This is a genomic window from bacterium (assembly GCA_013360215.1).
Lineage (GTDB): Bacteria > CLD3 > CLD3 > SB21 > SB21 > JABWCP01.
The window spans coordinates 76,672-96,830 of the sequence record JABWCP010000006.1; the positions used below are offsets into that span (position 1 = coordinate 76,672).

At 44.4% G+C, this 20,159-nt stretch carries 19 protein-coding genes; 17 read left to right on the forward strand and 2 right to left on the reverse strand.

Annotation, left to right across the window (positions count from 1 at the left end):
• Positions 1–1,034 precede the first annotated feature (1,034 nt).
• The 6 genes from HUU58_05875 to HUU58_05900 all read left to right on the forward strand — a co-directional run bounded on the left by HUU58_05875 (position 1,035) and on the right by HUU58_05900 (position 7,453).
• Positions 1,035–1,655: a response regulator transcription factor gene (locus tag HUU58_05875; GenBank protein NUN45192.1), complete on the forward strand. Its 621-nt coding sequence runs from the start codon at positions 1,035–1,037 to the stop codon at positions 1,653–1,655.
• A 450-nt stretch (positions 1,656–2,105) separates the two neighbouring features.
• A complete protein-coding gene (locus tag HUU58_05880; protein NUN45193.1) occupies positions 2,106–2,426 on the forward strand; it encodes a helix-turn-helix domain-containing protein in 321 nt (106 codons plus the stop codon).
• A gap of 467 nt (positions 2,427–2,893) precedes the next feature.
• On the forward strand, positions 2,894–4,228 hold the full coding sequence (locus tag HUU58_05885) for a hypothetical protein (GenBank protein ID NUN45194.1): 1,335 nt from the start codon (positions 2,894–2,896) through the stop codon (positions 4,226–4,228).
• A gap of 344 nt (positions 4,229–4,572) precedes the next feature.
• Positions 4,573–5,946, forward strand: coding sequence for a hypothetical protein (locus HUU58_05890; GenBank protein ID NUN45195.1), 1,374 nt, complete (start codon positions 4,573–4,575; stop codon positions 5,944–5,946).
• 18 nt (positions 5,947–5,964) lie between these two features.
• Positions 5,965–7,059 carry a hypothetical protein gene (locus HUU58_05895; GenBank protein ID NUN45196.1) on the forward strand — a complete coding sequence of 365 codons (1,095 nt, stop codon included), beginning with the start codon at positions 5,965–5,967 and terminating at the stop codon, positions 7,057–7,059.
• A gap of 10 nt (positions 7,060–7,069) precedes the next feature.
• The gene (locus tag HUU58_05900) at positions 7,070–7,453 is read left to right on the forward strand and encodes a hypothetical protein (protein ID NUN45197.1); all 384 of its coding nucleotides are present in this window, start codon (positions 7,070–7,072) and stop codon (positions 7,451–7,453) included.
• A 59-nt stretch (positions 7,454–7,512) separates the two neighbouring features.
• Here HUU58_05900 and HUU58_05905 read toward each other — a convergent pair whose 3' ends face one another.
• Entirely contained in the window at positions 7,513–8,901 is a 1,389-nt protein-coding gene (locus HUU58_05905) for a deoxyribodipyrimidine photo-lyase (protein ID NUN45198.1), read from the reverse strand.
• Positions 8,902–9,159: 258 nt separating this feature from the next.
• Here HUU58_05905 and HUU58_05910 point away from each other — a divergent pair, with 258 nt between their 5' ends.
• The 9 genes from HUU58_05910 to HUU58_05950 all read left to right on the forward strand — a co-directional run bounded on the left by HUU58_05910 (position 9,160) and on the right by HUU58_05950 (position 17,549).
• The gene (locus HUU58_05910) at positions 9,160–10,992 is read left to right on the forward strand and encodes a UbiD family decarboxylase (protein NUN45199.1); all 1,833 of its coding nucleotides are present in this window, start codon (positions 9,160–9,162) and stop codon (positions 10,990–10,992) included.
• Positions 10,993–11,029: 37 nt separating this feature from the next.
• Complete coding sequence (locus HUU58_05915; GenBank protein ID NUN45200.1) at positions 11,030–11,824, forward strand: TIGR00282 family metallophosphoesterase; 795 nt, start codon at positions 11,030–11,032, stop codon at positions 11,822–11,824.
• A 114-nt stretch (positions 11,825–11,938) separates the two neighbouring features.
• Positions 11,939–12,310: a response regulator gene (locus HUU58_05920; GenBank protein ID NUN45201.1), complete on the forward strand. Its 372-nt coding sequence runs from the start codon at positions 11,939–11,941 to the stop codon at positions 12,308–12,310.
• A 169-nt stretch (positions 12,311–12,479) separates the two neighbouring features.
• A complete protein-coding gene (locus HUU58_05925) occupies positions 12,480–13,337 on the forward strand; it encodes a 3-hydroxybutyryl-CoA dehydrogenase (GenBank protein ID NUN45202.1) in 858 nt (285 codons plus the stop codon).
• 73 nt (positions 13,338–13,410) lie between these two features.
• Positions 13,411–13,851 carry a hypothetical protein gene (locus HUU58_05930; protein NUN45203.1) on the forward strand — a complete coding sequence of 147 codons (441 nt, stop codon included), beginning with the start codon at positions 13,411–13,413 and terminating at the stop codon, positions 13,849–13,851.
• Between the two features lie 165 nt (positions 13,852–14,016).
• Positions 14,017–14,745, forward strand: a complete 729-nt coding sequence (locus HUU58_05935) for a c-type cytochrome (protein ID NUN45204.1) — start codon at positions 14,017–14,019, stop codon at positions 14,743–14,745.
• Positions 14,746–14,766: 21 nt separating this feature from the next.
• Positions 14,767–15,573, forward strand: a complete 807-nt coding sequence (locus tag HUU58_05940) for a c-type cytochrome (protein NUN45205.1) — start codon at positions 14,767–14,769, stop codon at positions 15,571–15,573.
• Positions 15,574–15,597: 24 nt separating this feature from the next.
• Complete coding sequence (locus HUU58_05945; GenBank protein NUN45206.1) at positions 15,598–16,806, forward strand: hypothetical protein; 1,209 nt, start codon at positions 15,598–15,600, stop codon at positions 16,804–16,806.
• Positions 16,807–16,826: 20 nt separating this feature from the next.
• Entirely contained in the window at positions 16,827–17,549 is a 723-nt protein-coding gene (locus HUU58_05950; protein NUN45207.1) for a carboxypeptidase regulatory-like domain-containing protein, read from the forward strand.
• 205 nt (positions 17,550–17,754) lie between these two features.
• Here HUU58_05950 and HUU58_05955 read toward each other — a convergent pair whose 3' ends face one another.
• A complete protein-coding gene (locus tag HUU58_05955; protein NUN45208.1) occupies positions 17,755–18,099 on the reverse strand; it encodes an STAS domain-containing protein in 345 nt (114 codons plus the stop codon).
• Between the two features lie 77 nt (positions 18,100–18,176).
• Between HUU58_05955 and HUU58_05960 the strand changes: the two genes are divergently transcribed.
• Positions 18,177–18,710, forward strand: a complete 534-nt coding sequence (locus HUU58_05960) for a tetratricopeptide repeat protein (protein NUN45209.1) — start codon at positions 18,177–18,179, stop codon at positions 18,708–18,710.
• A 14-nt stretch (positions 18,711–18,724) separates the two neighbouring features.
• Entirely contained in the window at positions 18,725–20,155 is a 1,431-nt protein-coding gene (gene pyk / locus HUU58_05965; GenBank protein ID NUN45210.1) for a pyruvate kinase, read from the forward strand.
• Positions 20,156–20,159 lie beyond the last annotated feature (4 nt).

Genomic DNA, 20,159 nt, shown 5'->3' on the forward strand with positions numbered 1-20,159 from the left:
GTTTGAAGTTTTTCAGGAAGCGTGGCCATTGGATACCGTGATAGATCGAAAAACGGCGATCGTACTCCCGTATGATAAAAATTTTTTTACTTTTCAGTTCTCAGCCATCGGGTTTCAGCGTTCCGATGAGTTGGAGTTTGAATATCTATTGGAAGGTTTAGATCGCCATTGGGTGACTGTACACCGAGGTCAGCGAGATGTATCTTATGCCAATATTCGATCAGGCGAGTATTTCTTTACATTGCGGGCCAAGCTTGACGGTGCAATCGTGGGCATGCCCGCACGAATAAAGGTTATCGTTCAAACCGCATGGTGGGATACCATACTTTTTCGTCTATCTATAATTGTGATCGTTTTGATTTCCGGAGCCGGCATATTCCGAATGCAATCAAAGCGCATGCATAAGAGAAACAAAGAACTCAGGGAATTATCCAATCATCTTGTGCAAGCCCGTGAATCCGAAAGGCTCAAAATAGCCCGCGAAATTCACGATGAATTAGGGCAGAGCCTTGCGGTGATGAAAATCGAAGCATCCGTGGTTGATGATGACCATACTTCCATAATACATCTGATCGACGAGGCCGCTCGAAAGGTCCAGTCTATTGCACTGGAACTTCGTCCGGCTATTTTAGACGACATCGGTTTATCGGCAGCAATAGCGGCGCATATGCGGGATATTATCTTAAAAACGAATATCCATTGGCGGTTGGATATAAATGATGTAGAAGCATCCGACTTGGCTAATATTACGGCGTTCAGGATTTTCCAGGAGTGCGTGACCAATATCCTGCGCCATTCCAACGCCACCGAAGCTTCCGTAACGCTGAGTCAAACGCAAGGTAAACTATTTTTAACCGTCGATGATAACGGATCGGGAATCGATGAAATACATCTTACGAGCAGTAAATCAATCGGCCTGATCGGCATGCGTGAGCGTATCCGTGCTGTCGGCGGTCATATTTTTATCAAAACGGCTGTCGGACAGGGAACCCATATCCGTGTTGAACTGCCATCAGAACCCGTGGAGTCATGATATGTATGTGCTTATTGTAGATGATCATGCCGTTGTACGCTTTGGCGTTGAAAAAATATTGAGCGCCGAATTTAAAGAAGTACGTATTGACGAAGCATCCGACGGAGAAAAAGCTTTGGAGCTATTCAGAATTTCGGATTATGATCTTATTTTGCTTGATATGGCTCTACCCGGGCGCAATGGGTTTGATGTCCTTCGGCATATTAAGACTGAAAAACCGGATCAGCGTGTTTTGGTATTATCTATGCAGACACAGGAGGAGTATGCCTTACGCGTGCTCAAGGCCGGTGCAAACGCTTTTGTCTGTAAGACATCACTGACGGATGAACTTATTGTAGCCATACATCGTGTAATGCGAGGCGGTAGATTTGTCTCCGCACCTATTGCCGAAGCCGTGACTGTATCATTTGGAACGGATGAGGTTATACACCGAAAACTCTCTCAGCGCGAATTTCAGGTGTTGTGCCTGATCGGTGGCGGGAAAACGGTAACTGAGATAGCGGACGAATTGTGCATCAGTGTAAAAACGGTCAGCACCTTACGTGAGCGCTTATTGAAAAAACTAGGACTGAATACCACGGCTGAAATCATACGTTATGCGATCGAGAATAAATTTGTCTGATTGATCTTTCCGCCTTTGTTTGCGATCATCAAATAGCTCTTACCTGCAATGCTTAAAGAATGATGGCTTTAAATTCGTAGCGCCTACAGATTTTGATCAATTTCAGGTTTAATCCACGTCATTGATGACCTATCTATTTCTCCGGCAAAAAACATGTAGGACAAACCCCGACAACAAAATCAGAGTTTGTCCTACATACAAACCTATGCGCTTTTGTTATCTTATAGCATATTTAAATCATCCGATTTCCTAATCTCAGTTTAAGACAGGTGACTTTTGGCTGATCGTGAAATCAGAGAACGCTATGTCATACGTTTGTTGATTATTATTTTTACAGCGGCTTTGCTGATAATGATATATCTGCTTGTAAGGCTTTAGATTTGAAGAAAAATCCGAACACAACATGACGGATAAAATGAATATACAGGCGAACGAAAAGGTGGAATTGAAGTGAAAAACGAGAAATACGATACAACAAGAGAATTTGTAACGACGTTGAGCGAAATAATAGCTCAACCGGGTCATCATGTACTGGATAAAATTGTTTCCATTTGTTCACGATTAAGGGGTACGTACGTACCATCGGCAAAGTACGTTCTTCGCCAGAGCGCCATTCATCGTGTGATTGATTTGCACCATCAGGGCAAGTCGGTTCGTGAAATTACCGCTTCCGTTGGTTTAAAAAAATCTACCGTTTATAAAATTCTCAAAGAGCATCACTTCAATGTGTGCACCCTCAAAAAACGAAACGCGGGAACTGTAACTGCATAGTAGGAAAGTAGTTCAATCCGACCGATTAGATTCTGAACCGAATTTTTTAAATTATGGCGACTCTGTTTTTATTCTGGTAACATTCGGCACTAATATCATTCTACAGCAAGTACCTATCATATACAAGGCCGGGATATTAATCTTGATAATAAACAAACCGATCTATATCAAAGGTTTAAGAAAAAGTATGATTAGTGCCTAAAGCTATGGGATAAGAATTTCATTTTAAGTATAAAAAGCGGGTTTAACCTCGCTTTTTTTTATTAAAAAAATTTTCAGTTTGTAATAATTTAGTCAAAATTTTGCTTTTAAAGTTTTGATAAAACTTCGTTTATGAGGTGAAATTTTTTATGACAAATTTATGACAATTATCATAGGGATGGTTTGGTCGTGTGTTTATTTTATATGCGAGATTCAACTCCAAACCAATCCTAAGTAGGAGGTAAAAAGCGATGAGAAGTAACTTGATGAGATTTGCAGGCATCGTCGCACTACCATTAGTATTTTTAGCGTTTTTGTTTATCAATAGCTGCGAAGGCCCGAGAGGCCCCGCCGGAGCGGATGGCAAAGATGGTACAAATGGCACAAATGGTACCGATGCAAACGAAACATGCAAAACATGCCACAATCCCAATGATGTGGATCGTATCAAAATTGAATTCCAGTTTTCCAAACATGAATACGGCGAAGCCGCTTTTGAAGAAGCCGGCAATACATCTTGCGCCGTATGCCACACGCAACAAGGATTCCTGTATGTTGTTCAGAACAATGTTCCGTCAACATTTACGTTGAATGCAGGTACCGGCAAGTACTCCAATAGTTATGCTACTATTTCTTCCCAGGCCTTAGGCGAAATTGGTTGCGGTACGTGCCATGCCAGTACGCATACGACGTATGGTGCTGCGGATACGGTATTAACGACGAATGCGGCTGTTGCGATGAATATGTGGAAAGGCAATAAGACGATCAATTTGGCTCAAGACAATGGTCGTTCTAATCTTTGCATCAAGTGCCATCAACCGCGTCCTATGACAAAGAGCACGACGCTCAGTAATGGCGATATCGTCAATTATGATTCTTTAGCATTAGATCCGAATCGGATGTTCTATGATTCAACGACGGGTGCTTCCAATACGCATACCTATCCCAGCTATCGCATGCATGTGCACTACGGTGTAGTAGGTGCTGTATTTGCAGGTATGGGTGGTGTAGAATTCACAGGATCTAAAACAGTTCAAAGTTCAACGCACACTTCCGTTGCGTCCTGCCAAGATTGTCACATGGCGACGGTCAGTGGTCGTGGTGGCGGACACACATTTATGGTGCAGGGTAACTTTAATGGTTGCAATACCTCCGGTTGCCATACCGGCGTAAGTTCCAGCAACTCTACCTTGTGGACAAATCCTCGGAACACGATCAAAGGTTTGCTCAATACATTGGCTACGAAGATCAATGCGGCCGGCGGCGGAACACCGATCCTCCACGCTGACAGTGATACTGAAACCAATTTGTGGGCAGGTTTGACGACAGGCAATTGGGATGGATATCTGAATATATATGATCCTTCATCCAATCCCGGCGGGGCATGGAGAAATCCCAATCCAAGCGGCTCATGGACACAAGCTCAAAAAGATGCAAACTTAGCATTACCGAAGTTCCCATCGCTGAAGTATGTACAAGTCGGTGCGATGATTAACTTCCAGTTTGCACTGAGAGAAGCCAGCCTCGGTATTCACAACTACAAATATTCGGAAGCTCTGCTGACGAATACGATTGAAAAAATGACGGATGCAGGCTTTTAATTAGTACGATCGTTACGATTCTTCAAAGGTCGCTCGCTAAAACGAGCGACCTTATTTTTTATCTATTTTCCGCTTTGTTCCACAAATTTTAAGCAAAAACCTTCTGATGCTTAAAATCAAACGACCCATAAGTTGTTAAAACGCTGGTTACATCAGTTTGTTGACTGATGATAATTAATGCAAAGTAATGCTGTAATTTTCTTTACAATTTTATGACAATTGTCATAGGGTGTATTGCGACTTGGGCATATCTTTTGATGAAATAAGTGCCTTTCTGTATTTTTATTAGCTTTATTTTGACATATAATTTACGACGATTCATGGACTTGAAGCCTGAGGTTGCTATGAATATCAAAAAAAGATTAGTTGGCTACTTGATAGTGTTGTGCGGCGCAGTCGTACTTTTTGACGCATCAGCCCAAACGCTTTCAACGCGGCTTTCGACATCGGTGTATTCCTGGGAAAATCAGTATGCGGATTCAACCACACAAAAAAGTTTTCGTGGTTATCAAACGGCGATTTTTCATGCCAACGGGATTTGGAAATCCAATATTTCGTTGCACGGATATGTAACCGGAAGTTATGATCTGGCCGGTGCGCGGCAGGACAATCCGGATTATCGCGTGTACAATCTTTATGCGCAGTGGAAATCCGATCCGACAAAAAATCATCGTTGGGAAGCCCGCGTAGGGCGTCAGCAGGTTTATGCCGGTGTACGCGCACCCTCGATAGATGGTGTCCGTTACGACTTTTATAACGCCGACAAATACGGATTTATGGCTTACTACGGTGCACTGCCTCCGGCCGATGGAACTGTAAAAATGGGGCGCCCGGCGGATCGTTCCGCGTTTGGTGCCAAGGTGATGACTTCCAAGTTGGCGCAAACTCATATGGCCCTAACGTATGTTGAACGACGCAGCATTGGTCAATATTACTATACGATCAATGAGCGCAACGCGGATACCCTCGTTTACAGTCCGGATTTGGATGAGCGGCTTATCGCTTTTGATGCCAATCGCAATTTTTTCGGAAAGATCAATTGGTTTTATAATGTGACGTACGATGCGTTGGCTTCCAACGTGCGTAAGATATCTACGGATGTGCAATTCCAACCGTTGCATACGCTGTGGTTTGCCGTACAGTATGCGTACCGCCGACCGGATCTTTATTACAATACCATTTTTGCGAAGTTTGATGACATTGATGCCAATCAGGAACTGTGGGTGCGCGGAACGTATCAATTCAATACCGATTGGTCGTTTAACGGTGAATATGCCAACGTATTTTACAAAATGAAAGACGCGTGGCGTTACGGTGCGGGTCTCACGTATCAACGTACCAACGTATCTTATCAATGGCGTTTGGGTTATGGCGGCACGATCAAACAGATTTCGTTAAGTTCGTATTACCCTGTCCGTCGAAACATGTATTTGTATGGTGGGTTGACTTATGCTACATATGACATGAAAGATGACATCACATCGAGCGATTTTTCGTCAAGCAGCACACAAGATATCTACCGTCAGGTATATCAATATACCAATAGTTCCATGACGGCCGTTCTGCGCTGCAATTATAATCTGATGCAGGCGATGAACGTGGATGTCGAAGGACAATACCTTTCGCAAAACATCAAAACATCGCCGGTTTTTGCCGGATCGAAATATGACCTGCGCTTTTTTGTGCGCGCCAATTATTGGTTCTTCAATAAAATATAACTTATAACGGACACTGGTATGAAGAAATTACTCGGAATAATACTCATTACGGCGGTCGGACTCATGGCCGCTGCCTTGGTTTTCTTTCCTTCTTCGGAGCCGCTCAAAGCTTCGTCGCTGGTGAAAACTTCCGCTCAGATGCAAGATAAGATCGGCAGCCGTTATGCGATTATATACAAAGAAGAGGATCGCTCCAAGCTGATCAAACACAGTCACAAGTTTCACGCCACTAAAGGCGGCGCTGAATGTAAAGACTGCCATGCTTCGATCACTTCTAGTGAAAAAGCGATGGACAGCAATCTTCCCAAAATGGATGCCTGCTACGAATGCCACGACAAAGAAACGACGGACTGTAAGCTCTGCCATCTTGAGCCCAAAGAACCGTATTCATCCTACAAAGCGCCCAAACGGGAATTGACCTTTAATCACAAGGCGCATCTCGGGATGAAAAATGTAAATTGTGAAACCTGCCACAGCGAAATAACTAACAAAGCGTATACCGGCGCACGTACACTGCCTGCGATGGAGTCTTGTATGGGTTGCCATGACGGCGCACAGGCGAGCAATGATTGTAAAACTTGCCATACGGACATCCGTTTTATCAAACCTGCGGATCATATGGCCGGATTTATTCGTACGCATAAACACGAAGTGGCTACGCAAGGCGATGCCAACTGCCGCATGTGCCATAGCACCGAATCCTGCGAAGATTGCCATAATGGCGGTAATCTGAATAAAATGAAAAATAGAAACGAATTCAGCCCGTCCGGTACACCGTCGGGTATGAGTGAAAATAGCAGTCAGATTATTAGTAAAGCCCATGCACTGGATTTCATTTTCACACACCGTTTTGATGCCAAGGCTAAAACTTCCGAATGTCAAACCTGCCACGAAGCTGAGAGTTTCTGTGTACAGTGCCACAATAATAATGATAAAATGTCTAAACCGGCTTGGCATAAGGTAGCTGGTTTTACGTCGGGTGTAGGCGGCGGTTTGCACGCTCAGTTAGCCAAAAAAGATATGGAAAACTGCGTAAGTTGCCATAACATCGAAGGGCAGGATCCGACTTGTTACACGTGTCATAAAGCCGATGGTTCACTTAAAAATTTCTGAGGACAGCCAAATGAAAAAGAAAATATTAATAATAATGTTATCCCTTTTGGCCTTCGTGGGCTGCAGCGAATCCGAAGATATTGGTAATGTACCCGGCCCACCGGATCCGCCAAAACCATACAGTTATGTAACCGACATAAAAGCCGTACTTGATGATGGATGTGCATCACCTTGTCATTCGACGGCTGTGAAGCTTGGAAATTATGATTTATCCACGTATGCCGGTGTTTTAGGAAATGGGTCCGATGCAACACCGAATGCTATACCCGGTGATTCGACCAGTCTTATTATCGTCAAATTAAAATCCGGACATCCTTCAGTTGATGTATCCAGGTTAGCGATGATATTGCAGTGGGTCTATCAGGATAGCTGCAAAGAGACACTGCCGGACTAACAAACGGTTTTTTTTGATAGAGTAGAATCCCCGGATGATTTTTCGTTCGGGGATTTTTTTTAAACTTTGTACAGCGCTAAACACGTCTGTCGTTCCTGATCCAGATCAATGATAGGATGCGGATAATGGCTGAATAATCCGTTTTGCCGTTTATCCGGGTCATGTATTTCACGAAGCGAAACATTTTCCAGCTTCGGTACCCATCGCCGAATATATACGGCATCCGGATCAAATTTTTTCCCTTGGGTCAGAGGATTAAAAATCCGAAAATACGGTGCAGCATCCACACCGGTACCGGCGGCCCATTGCCAGTTACCGTTATTGCTGGATAATTCATAGTCCAACAGTTTTTCTGCAAAATACGCCTCGCCTTTACGCCAATCGACATGCAGATGTTTGACCAAAAATGAAGCCACGATCATCCGTACCCGATTGTGCATATATCCCGTTGCATTAAGTTCACGTATACCGGCATCCACGATGGGATAACCCGTATACCCTGATTTCCATGCTTCAAACCAATCTTCGCGATTAGGCCATACGATGCGGTCAAACTGGGCTTGAAAACTACGGATTATGACGTGTGGGAAATGCCAAAGTATCATCATGAAAAATTCACGCCAGATGAGTTCTGACAAAAAAACTTTAGCCGCCGGCGCCTCATGTTTTGATAGAAAGTCTATAAGCTGGCGAACACTGATCGTACCAAAACGAAGGTGTGGCGCAAGGTGAGAGGTAGCGTTCAGTCCGGGCAAGTCGCGTTGTGTATCGTATTTTTCGAGGTAATCACCGGTAAATTGTGTCCATTGTTTTTGAGCGGCATCGGAACCGCCGTGTATGATATTTTCACGCTTAACAAACCCGATCTCTTGCAGCGAATGAATAAGCGGTAGCGACGAAATCAGAGGAGAAAATTTTTTCCATGATATGGATGTATTATCTGTTATTGCATTCGGATAAGAATGGGTATACGTATTCAGCCATCGGTTTTTATAAGCAGTAAAAACTTTATAAGGCGTGCCGTCATCTTTTACGATTTCTGATTTTTCAAAAATGACCTGATCTTTAAAAGAGTGTACAAGGATTCCTTTTTGGGTTAATACCTCCGTTATCGCCGTATCGCGCGCGTTGGCATACGGCTCATAGTCGTGATTAAAGAATAATGCATCCGTTTTGTTTTCAGAAAATAGCTGCGGAATAACGACTTCTGGTTCACCGTAAAGTATATGTACGGTCGGCGCACCATGGGCTTTCAATTTGTTTTGAAGATAGGTGAGCGATTCGTAAATAAAGCTCAATCGTCGGTCATCGGCCGGCAAACGATCCAAAATATGTTTGTCAAATATAAAAATAAGTGAAACAAATTGGCTTGCCTTTATAGCGTGGAGAAGCGCCGTATTATCGTCTAATCGTAGATCCCGCCTTAACCAAACAATGCTGTGCTGCATGCATTTATCTTTTATTTTGAATTTAACTGTGTTCTTGCACTTGCTGTACAAGTTATCGTGCAAACCGAAACCGACGAACCGACCGTTACAATACATCAAAAACGGTCTGTGATTTTGCTACGAGCTGTGCATGGATGACCTTTTGTGCATGTAATATATAAAATATAATTGTTTAAAAAAACATCGCATATATTAAACAATATTTCTTATTTTCAAAACACTTTTAGAAGTGTTTTTTATTGCTTACACTACCACGCTATGATGTACAAAAATTTATCCGACTGTATTGCCGATTTGGAACGGCACGGTCATTTGATACGCGTTAATGAAGAAGTGGATCCCTATCTTGAGATGGCGGAGATCCAACGACGCGTATATCAAGAACAAGGTCCGGCATTATTATTTACCCGCGTCAAAGGGTGTCGTTTCCCGGCTGTTTCCAATCTTTTTGGAACGATGGACCGAACGCGCTTTATGTTTCGCCATACGCTCGCGGCTGTGCAAAAACTGATCGAATTAAAAGTTGATCCGGCGAATCTGGCCAAACGCCCGTTGCGTTATGCTGGAGTTCCATTTTCAGCGTTGACGATGTTGCCATGGAAAAAAAGCAACGGTGCGGTTTTAAAAAATACATGCCGTATCGGTGAGCTTCCGCAAATCACTTGTTGGCCCAAGGATGGCGGGCCGTTTGTCACATTGCCGCAGGTTTACTCCGAACATCCGGATCACCCCGGATGGAAAATGTCCAATCTTGGCATGTACCGCATACAAATGGCCGGTAATCAGTATATCCAGGATCGTGAGGTCGGCGGCCATTATCAGATTCATCGCGGTATCGGCGTGCACCATGCCGCCGCCATTCGTCGTGGTGAAAAGTTGCGTGTTAGCATTTTTGTCGGCGGTCCGCCTGCGCACACCTTGGCGGCGGTAATGCCCTTACCCGAAGGTTTATCCGAACTGATGTTTGCGGGTGTACTGACAGGACGGCGTTTTCGTTATGGTTACCAAAACGGTCATGCGGTATCCATGGATGCTGATTTTGTGATTACGGGTACTATTGATACGCAAGCGACAAAACCGGAAGGTCCTTTTGGAGATCACTTAGGTTACTACAGTCTCACGCACGACTATCCGTACATTGAGGTGGAGCAGGTGTATCACCGGGATGGCGCGGTATGGCCGTTTACCGTTGTCGGACGCCCGCCGCAAGAGGATACATCGTTCGGGGATATTATTCATGAAATCACAGGGCCGGTTATACCTACGGTGATCGCCGGTTTGCATGGTGTCAATGCGGTGGACGGCGCGGGTGTTCATCCGCTGTTACTTGCGATCGGCAGCGAGCGTTATGTGCCTTACGGCGAACGTAAACCGCAGGAACTTCTTACTATCGCCAATGCCATTCTCGGTCAGGGGCAACTTTCTTTGGCAAAGTATCTCTTCATCACCGCAAAAGAAGACGATCTGTCGCTTGATGTACATGATATTCCTAAATTTTTGCAACACGTACTTTCACGGGTGCGTTGGGAGGAGGATCTGCATTTTCAGACACGAACGACGATTGATACATTGGATTATTCAGGTTTCGGTTTTAATCAAGGGTCTAAAGTGGTGATAGCATCCGCGGGTAAAGTCCGTCGCTTATTGGCAAGTCAGGTGCCTTCGGAATTAAAATTACCGGAGGGTTTTTCCGATGCGCACGTTATTTTACCGGGCATTGTTGCCGTCAGAGGAGCCCAATATTCCGACCGCGTAGCCGCCCGAAAAGCCATTCGTGTTTTATGCGAATATTTGGAACATCAGAGAGATTTGGAAAACTTGCCATTATGGATAGTTTGTGATGATGTGACGTTAGTCAAAGCACAACTCAACAATTTTCTGTGGGTGACTTTTACGCGTTCCGATCCGGCGGCTGATATGGACGGAGCGGGTGCTTTTGTGGAGGATAAACATTGGGGTTGCAGGGGACCTCTGGTTATTGACGCACGGATCAAACCGCATCACGCACCGCCGCTTATCGAAGATCCCGATGTCACGCGTCGTGTGGATGCATTGGCTGAAAAAGGAAAAAGTTTGTACGGTATTATTTAAGTTTCGGATTCATTGAACGGTTAACTTTTGGAGCATCATGGAAATCAATTGCCTGCACATTGCCGATATTTTTGCACAATCCGGTTTGGATATGGTCACAGAAACGCTGCCCAAACTCATCAAGGAACGTGACATTCATTTTGTTGTGGCAAACGGTGAAAATACGCTCGAAGGTAAAGGTATAACCGAAGGGCAATGCCAGCATCTTTTTAATCTCGGCGTACATGTGATCACCAGCGGTAACCATATTTGGGATCGAAAGAAAACATTTTATGCGGAAAACCCGTTGATTCAAAAATACTTACTTCGCCCGCTCAATTATCCTGTGGGCAATGAAGGTCGTGGTTCGACGGTATACGAATTAAAAAATGGCCTCAAAATCGGTGTGATCAATCTGCAAGGGCGAACCTATATGTATGACATAGATTGCCCTTTTCGCGTCGGTGAACGCGAAATTGAAAAACTTCAGGATGAAACCAATATCATTATTGTAGATTTTCATGCGGAAGCGACCGCTGAAAAAATTGCGTTTCGTCATTATGTTGACGGGCGTGTGAGTGCTGTGATCGGGACACATACGCATGTACAAACGGCGGATGAAATGATCACCCCATCCGGCACGGCGTATATTACCGATGCCGGTATGACGGGCCCGCACGACGGTGTGATCGGTATGCAAAAAGAGCCCACGGTAAAAAAATTTATACTCCAAACGTACTTCAAATTTGAGCCCTCCAAAGGGGATGTGCGCTTTCACGGCTTGTTTTTTAAGGTTAATGTCGAAACCGGGCGTGCAACCTATGTCGAACGTGTGCGCATAGACAAACCATAACTCATTTCTTATCAAGCTTTAACAGCATTGCATCCGCGGATGGAACTTTTTTGGGGGCGGTGAAGTTTAATTGATAGGTTCTTGAAAGGAACTTTTTTCCCAAAGGAGAGCGCGATGGCTAAGATTTGTGTCATAGAAGATGAGCCGAATCTAAGGCTATTGTATCGTTCTGAGTTTGAAAGAATGGGGCACGAAGTCATTTGCCACGCCAATGGGCGCGAAGCTTACCGATCACTTCCGGTTGATCAGCCCGATCTGATCATCCTTGATATCATGATGCCTGAAGGCGATGGTTTGGAGTTTCTCTCAAATGTACTGGTTATGCATGTTGGCATACCGGTGATTATCAATTCAGCGTACGCGCAGTTTAAAAATGATTTCGTCAGTTGGGCGGCTGAGGCGTATGTCGTCAAGTCCAGCGATTTAAGTGAACTGAAAGAGCAAGTCCATCGCGTTCTCTTCAAGTTTTCAATGGCCACCGCGTGATCCATAGATGGGCACGCCTTAATTCACGCCTTATCATAAGGCGCGTGAGTCTTACTCATCCCGCTGTCGTCACAGCGGGATTTTTTATTGAGCTTCTCTTAAGGTTTGGGTACATTTTAGTCGCACTTAACATATCACGAGATTATACATAATAACAGGAGATGAATCTGTGGAAATCAAACGTATCGCCGTGATCGGCGCCGGTACTATGGGAAACGGAATTGCTCACGTTTTTGCGCAAACCGGATACGATGTCAATTTGATTGATATCAAACAGGAATTTGTCGAACGCGGTAAAGCGAATATCGAAAAAAATATGGGCCGTCAGGTTACCAAAGGTACTTTGACGGAAGAACAAAAAAACGCTGCACTGGCGCGGATCACGCTTTGCACCAAAATCGAAGATGCGGCTAACTGTGATTTTGTCGTCGAAGCGGCATCCGAAAACCCGGAAATAAAAGCGGGCATTTTTAAAACTCTGGATAACGTATGTAAACCTGACGTGATTTTATCCACCAATACATCTTCGATTTCGATCACACAGATCGCTGCAGTGACCAAACGTGCCGATAAAGTGATCGGGATGCATTTTATGAATCCCGTGCCCGTCATGAAACTGATCGAATTGATCCGTGGATTAGCAACAAGCCAGGCTACGTATGACACGGTCAAAACTATGTCCGAAAAACTTGGCAAAGTGCCTGTCGAGGTCAATGATTATCCGGGTTTTATTTCCAATCGCGTGTTGATGCCTATGATCAATGAAGCGATATTCTGTCTCATGGAAGGTGTGGCGTCTGTCGAAGCCATTGATACCGTAATGAAACTCGGCATGAATCATCCTATGGGGCCGCTGCAACTTGCCGATTTTATCGGTTTGGACGTATGTCTTTCCATCATGAATGTATTGCATGAAGGTCTTGGCGACGACAAATACCGCCCATGTCCGCTGCTCAAAAAAATGGTAACAGCAGGGTATTATGGCGTAAAAAGCGGAAAAGGTTTTTACGACTACCCCAAAAAGTAATTGCAAATTTCGGTTGAATGTGTAAAGACGAAAATGTAACTTACGCCGTTGTATAAAATAAAAAGGACTGTCTATGCGAATTTTAGTAGTGCTTGTTAGCCTGATCGTTGGTGCGTCGCTTGTTGCGCAACAGCGAACCACCATCAAGTTTGGAACCGGGAAAATTGATATGACCTGCTCCAATAAAGCGGCGGCAGGATTTTTTAAAAATATTGAAATTCGATCAACCGATACGCCGATCCGCATTTATTTCATGAAAAACGATAAAACCGTTATGGACGTATCCGGTTCAGCGGTTTATATTTCGTATGAACAAGATACACGGGGAGATGATGTAGCCGCTGTTACTGTGGATCAAAAGAATTTTTGGGGTGTCAAAGTTATTTATTTTGTAACGGCGACGGTTCCCAATAAATACGTAGATATTAACGGTGAACAAAAGGAAGTGGCGGGACATCTCAATTTGGATTATTTAGGATTGCCATTGTGGATTTCGCGAACAAGCAAGTCTTGATGATATGAAATTGCTTAAAAAGCCTCCGATAAGGAGGCTTTTTAGTTTTATCGGTATCCTACAAAAAAAAACGATACTTGTGTACGCGGGGAATTTAGCGTATGTTTGTGCGTTGTAATCGTCTCAGTACCCCAATAAAACTTTATCTATATCAGGCGATACGTTATGCGATTTTGTTTTTTAATGTTATGCGCATTGAGTTTTACCGGTTGTGACAAAGAACCTGTTACCGAAGATACGTTAATAACACGCGGGCGTGAACTGTTTCGCAGCCTTCAATTTTCGTCGGACGGTAAAACGTCCTGTGTGACGTGTCATCCCGAAGGGCACACGGATAACCGTAACTGGCATTTTGCAGCGATCCACGACACGACGGCCGGTATTCCCGATTCATTTCGCACCATTACTTTATGGGGCATAGCACAAACCGGATCGCCGTATCTTTGGAAAAACTCCTTTCGTTCGTTGGAATCCGTTACGCGTTTATATACGGATACTATTATGGGTGGGACGGCCTCGGAGGATGAAGTGGCCGCTTTAGTGGCGTATCAAAGATCGCTGGCATTTCCAAAAAATCCGAACTTGGCGGACAACGGTCAACTGACAGAGGCGCAAGCACGCGGAAAGAGCATTTACGAAGACCCTAATCGCGGCAACTGTGCGCCATGCCATCCTGCTCCGACCTACGGAAGTCCTATTCCGAAAAATATTTATACCGGCGGCACATTTCGTACTGTCGGATTACGCGGTCTTTATTCGATAGCACCTTATTTTCATAATGGTTCGGCCAAAACACTGCACGAGGTGATTGAACATTATGCCGGCAATGGGCTTATTGCACCGTTGACCGCGCAGGAACGTGACGATCTCGTAGAATATCTTAAAACTTTATAATATCTAACGATCAGTACAGCTATGAAACATGACAAAATGAGATTTGTACTTATTCTGAGTTTGATTTTTTCGGTTATGCAATCTTGTGAGAAAGAAAAAATCAGTGAAGACGCGCAAATCGCTTATGGAAGAAAACTTTTTAACGATACTAAGTTTTCCGGCAGCGGACAGTTAAGCTGCGGTACTTGTCACCCTCAAGGAGATATGGATAACAAGCAGTGGCATTTGGACTTGATTCATGATTCACTTGGCGGTGTGGCGGTATCCTATTCCACTCCGACCTTATTTGGCGTAGCGGAGACGGCGCCCTATCTATGGAAAGGTCAAGGTGGCAGCGATCTGGATACGTTGACCAAAACGGTTATCACGGGTATTATGGGCGGTACGGCCACCGATGAAGAAATAAAAGCCATCGGCGCATATATGCGATTTTTGGATGTTCCTGCCAATCCTTTTCGAAATGATGATGGTTCTTTAACTGCCGAGCAAGCGCGCGGTAAAATTGTTTTTGAAAATCAGGGTAAGTGTAATATTTGTCATTCCGGAGAGACGCTCTCCGGTAAGTTTTCGATTCAAATCAAAGCGGCTAGACCGGCATTTGATGTACCGTCTTTGCGATGGGTTTTTGCAACGGCGCCGTACTGGCATGACGGATCGGCCGGGTCATTGCGCGCTGTGATCAATCATTACGCAGATACCATCACTACGGCGCAGATGACAACATGGAAGTGGAACGGCACCGGACAAGTGACGCCAAAACCCATATTCGATATCGAATTGACAGAGCAGGAAAAAAACGATTTGATCGAATATCTAAAAACGTTGTAATCAAATTATTTTGAGGATATGGCCATGAGTAAATTTTGCTGGATTGTGATTGCAGTGTGTTTATTGGCGGCACCGATTCATGCACAGGAAGAAACGGTTGCTCCGAATACGGAAGCCGGAACGGAAGGAACATCCGTAGGTTTTGGCGGTTTTGTGGATGTCGCGCATGCCGTCGGGCGTAAAGCGGGGAATGCCAATACGCTTGGGGATAATAATTTTAACAATATGCGCACATTGTTGATGTTTAATGCACAACAGGGTTCGAAAATACGCGCCGATGTAGAAGTTCTTTTTGATGATCGTTCTAAGGATCGAATTCGCTTGCAAGGTGCATTTGTGACAATTTTTGATGTACCCAATGAAGCCGTCAATTTTATGATCGGAAAAATTCCGAATCCGTTCGGTAACTTTGCCAAGCGTGAATTTTCCGATGTCAATCCTTTGATCGGTCAACCCCTGATGCGGCAATACCGCACGGCATTGGATTGGAATAATCTCTGGAACAATGCGGAACAGGTCGTCCGAAAGAGTGAACGAAAAAAATATGATGGCAATATACCGATTTCGCGATTTGAAGCGGCAACGCCGACGGTATACGATGCGCGATGGGATTTTGGTGTACAAATGTTCGGCTCGATCGGTTGGTTTGAATATCAAGCGGCTGTCACGGAAGGTTCCATATCCAATCCGGAGGCGGATCTGAATAAAGGCAAACAATTTGTCGGTCGTATCGGTTTCAATCCGGTTCCCGGTATTCGTATCGGTTTTTCCGGAGCATACAATCCGTATTTGTCGAAAGCCGATGACCAGCGATTATTGGAAGAAGGTAAAGGACTAGGCGAGTACCATCAGACGGCGTACGGTGCGGATTGGGAACTGAGTTATCGCTATTTTATGATGAGTGGTGAATTTGTACGCAGCACTTGGGATGCGACGGTGATCGAAGGCGAACTGTCTAACTGGAGCGTTTATTCTGATATCAAGTACAAACTGCATCCACGATGGTATATCGCAGGTCGGTACGATATTATGCGTTTTTCCGAAATCCGTGAATCTAAATTAAGTTCTAAAAAAACGCCGTGGGATTATAATGTTCAACGCTATGAAGCGGGTATCGGATTTCGTGTGACGACCGATGTGACATTGAAGCTTGTCGAACAGTGGACGCGATTTGATCAATCGGAAATCCCGATGAGCCGTTTGACGGCTGTTCAATTATCCGTACCATTTTAAAAGCATTTAAGAGGATTCATATGAAACTAATTTTTTCAGCGATAGCAGGGATAACCTTTTGGATATTATCGGTGACAGGTACGTCCACGCGTTTATTTGAAGCGATGGGTCAAAACGCCCGCTTAAATCATGACGTAATACTGATGCGCCCGGCGGGCGATGGTAAAATAACAGGAACGGTCAGTTTTCCTCGATCAGCTAATGCTACCGGGCGTGCCGTAAAAGGATCATACGGAAAAAACACATCACGTTTAAAATCCGGTTCCGCCGGCGAAAAAAGAGCGGTGGTATATATTGCCTCGGCCAAGGGTAATTTCCCCGCGCCGCAAAGCCGGCCTGCTATGCGTCAAAAAAATATAGCCATTACGCCGCGCATTTTACCGGTGCTGGCGGGAACGACAGTGGACTTCCCCAATGAAGATGATTTGTTTCACAATATTTTTTCACTTTCGCCTTCTGTCAAATTTGATCTTGGGCGTTATGCCAAAGGTGTTTCCAAGTCTGTCAAATTTACTACGCCGGGTGTTGTCAAAGTGTTTTGTGACATTCATTCGACTATGGGCGGGGTCGTTCTGGTTTTACAAAACCCGTATTATACCGTGACGGAAGCCGATGGAAGTTATGCATTATCCGGTGTACCGGCGGGGACGTATGATCTGGTGGCATGGCATGAAGGGGGTACACAAACTCAAAAAATTACCATCTCAGCTTCCGGAGTGATCACACAAAATTTTGCCTTTTGAAAAGTAATACCATTGTTATGTGAAAAAAAACCTGCTTTCGGCAGGTTTTTTTATTTATACCCAAACCTGATAGGCCATATAAGCATTTAATTTTTACTTTAACAGATATTGTTTTCAGTTCAATAAACTCCGTGATGATCCGTCGAACCGATATGGGTTTATCGCTTGCAAGAAATCGGGTGAGTGTGTACATTAGGCCGCTTTTTCAGAAAAGTTCCGTGCGGTTTTGCAGGCACGACACATAGCGATTAAACCCTGTAATTTCAAGATAGCGGATTTCTGAATCAGGAAATTGAATGAAGATTAACCGTCCGTCATTCGTCCGTGCCATTTGATAAGCTTTGATCAACGTATTGATTCCGACTGAACCGATGTGTTTCATTTTAAATTCAAGGATCAAATCCGTTTGGCCGGTTTCTTTGCGGATCAGATCGTAGGCATTTTGGAGAGCGATCAAATCATTGTCTGAATCATACGGATCGAATCGCCCTTCGAGGACGAGAAGTACATGGGTTTTAAAAATTTCATGTGTTGCGCGCAGGGATGGCATATTGGGTTTAGTTATAATTTCAACAGAGATACTACATACAAACTTATTTTCAAACAATATAAAAGGATTAAGCCGATATGAAGTCAAATAGGTATTGGTTCGTTGCGTTGGTTTTGATTGGTTTTATCTCATCATGCCAATCGTCGAAAACGGAGACGGCGGCTGATTTATTTAAACAGGCGGACAGCCTTTTTACAAAAAACAAAACGGATGAGGCGTTTACGTTATTGGCCGGTATGGAAACACGTTTTAAATCCGATACGACCGTGATGTGTGAAGTGTGGCGTGTAACGGCCGAAGCGTATGCGCAATATAAAAATGAATTTACAAAGACTATAGAATATTATGATCGTATTGTAAATACCTATCCCAATACGCCTCAAGCCGTGGCCAGTTTATTCAAAAAAGCATACACCTACGAAAACGGGCTGAACGACAATGATCGTGCAAAAGCGGCGTATGAAGAATTTATAAAAAAATATCCCAATCATGAATTAGCCGATGATGCGCAAACGATGATAGATTTTCTCGGTAAACCGGCGGATGATTTGATCGAAATGCTGGAGAAAAAGGCTAAACAAAATGAAAAAAAATCAACACCTGCTAAATAACTTAATCGGAGTTTATGATAAATTTATTTGAAACCCGCGCTAAAATTATTTGTACGATTGGTCCGTCATCGAGCGATTACGAAACTTTGGTACGGATGATTGATGCCGGGATGGATATTGCGCGTCTTAATTTTTCGCACGGCTCGCATGACGCGCATCGTCAGGTAATGGACAATATTCGTAAAGCGGCTGCGCAGGTTGGTAAGCAGGTAGCGCTTCTTCAGGATTTGCAAGGCCCTAAAATACGTGTGGGAGTTTTTAAAAACGGCCCTATTGATTTGCGTATCGGTGAAAAATTTACAATTACATCCAGGGATGTAGATGGTGATCAGCATATCGTTTCCACCACGTACAAAGAACTGCCCGGGGACGTAAAAGTCGGTGATGATTTACTTTTAGATGACGGACTACTTAGGCTGCGTGTCGTCTCTAAGACCGGTACCGATGTGGTGTGTGAAGTCATCATCGGCGGTGTGCTGAAAAATAACAAAGGGATCAATTTGCCCGGTGTGCATGTCAGCGCCCCTTCGTTGACGGAAAAAGATGCGGAGGATCTGCTTTTCGGCTTGGCTAATGACGTAGACTATGTCGCGCTTTCGTTTGTTCGCAAACCGGAAGATATACTTCATGTGAAAGAAGTGATACGTGCGCACGGCAAGAATACACCCGTCGTAGCGAAAATCGAAAAACCGGAAGCTATTGATTGTATAGAACGTATTATAGCGATAACGGACGGATTGATGGTTGCGCGCGGTGATCTTGGTGTTGAGATGAAAACCGAAGAAGTTCCGCCCATTCAGAAGCGATTGATTCATCTTTGCAACCGTGCCGGAGTGCCGGTGATCACGGCAACACAAATGCTTGATTCGATGGTTAACAATCCGCGTCCGACGCGTGCGGAGGCTTCGGACGTTGCCAATGCCATATTGGACGGTTCGGACGCCGTGATGTTATCGGCGGAAACAGCATCGGGTAAATATCCGGTGGAAACCATCGCCACCATGAAACAAATCATTAAACTGATCGAAAAAGAAATTCCCCACGATCAGAGCAAACGTCGCAAGACAGGCGTAGAATTGCAAATGATGCAGGAGGGGATAGCCATCGCCGCTTGCGGGCTTGCCGATATGCTAGAAGCCGATGCCATCGTTAATATTACGATGACGGGCGCTATGTCTAAGCTCGTGGCTAAACACCGTCCCGGTACACCCATCATTGCAATTACACATTCGGAGCAGGTATGCCGTCAACTTAATCTTGTGTGGGGCGTACGCGGCATCAATGTTGCTGATCTGAAAGAGGATATTGATGAAAGTATTGAAAAAGTTAAAAAAGATCTTGTAAAGCGTAAGATCCTATCTGCAGGCCAGCGTATCCTGATAACCGCAGGTTTGCCTTTTGGCGGACGCGGGGCGACCAATACGGTTCGGGTTGAAACGGTTTAGTCTG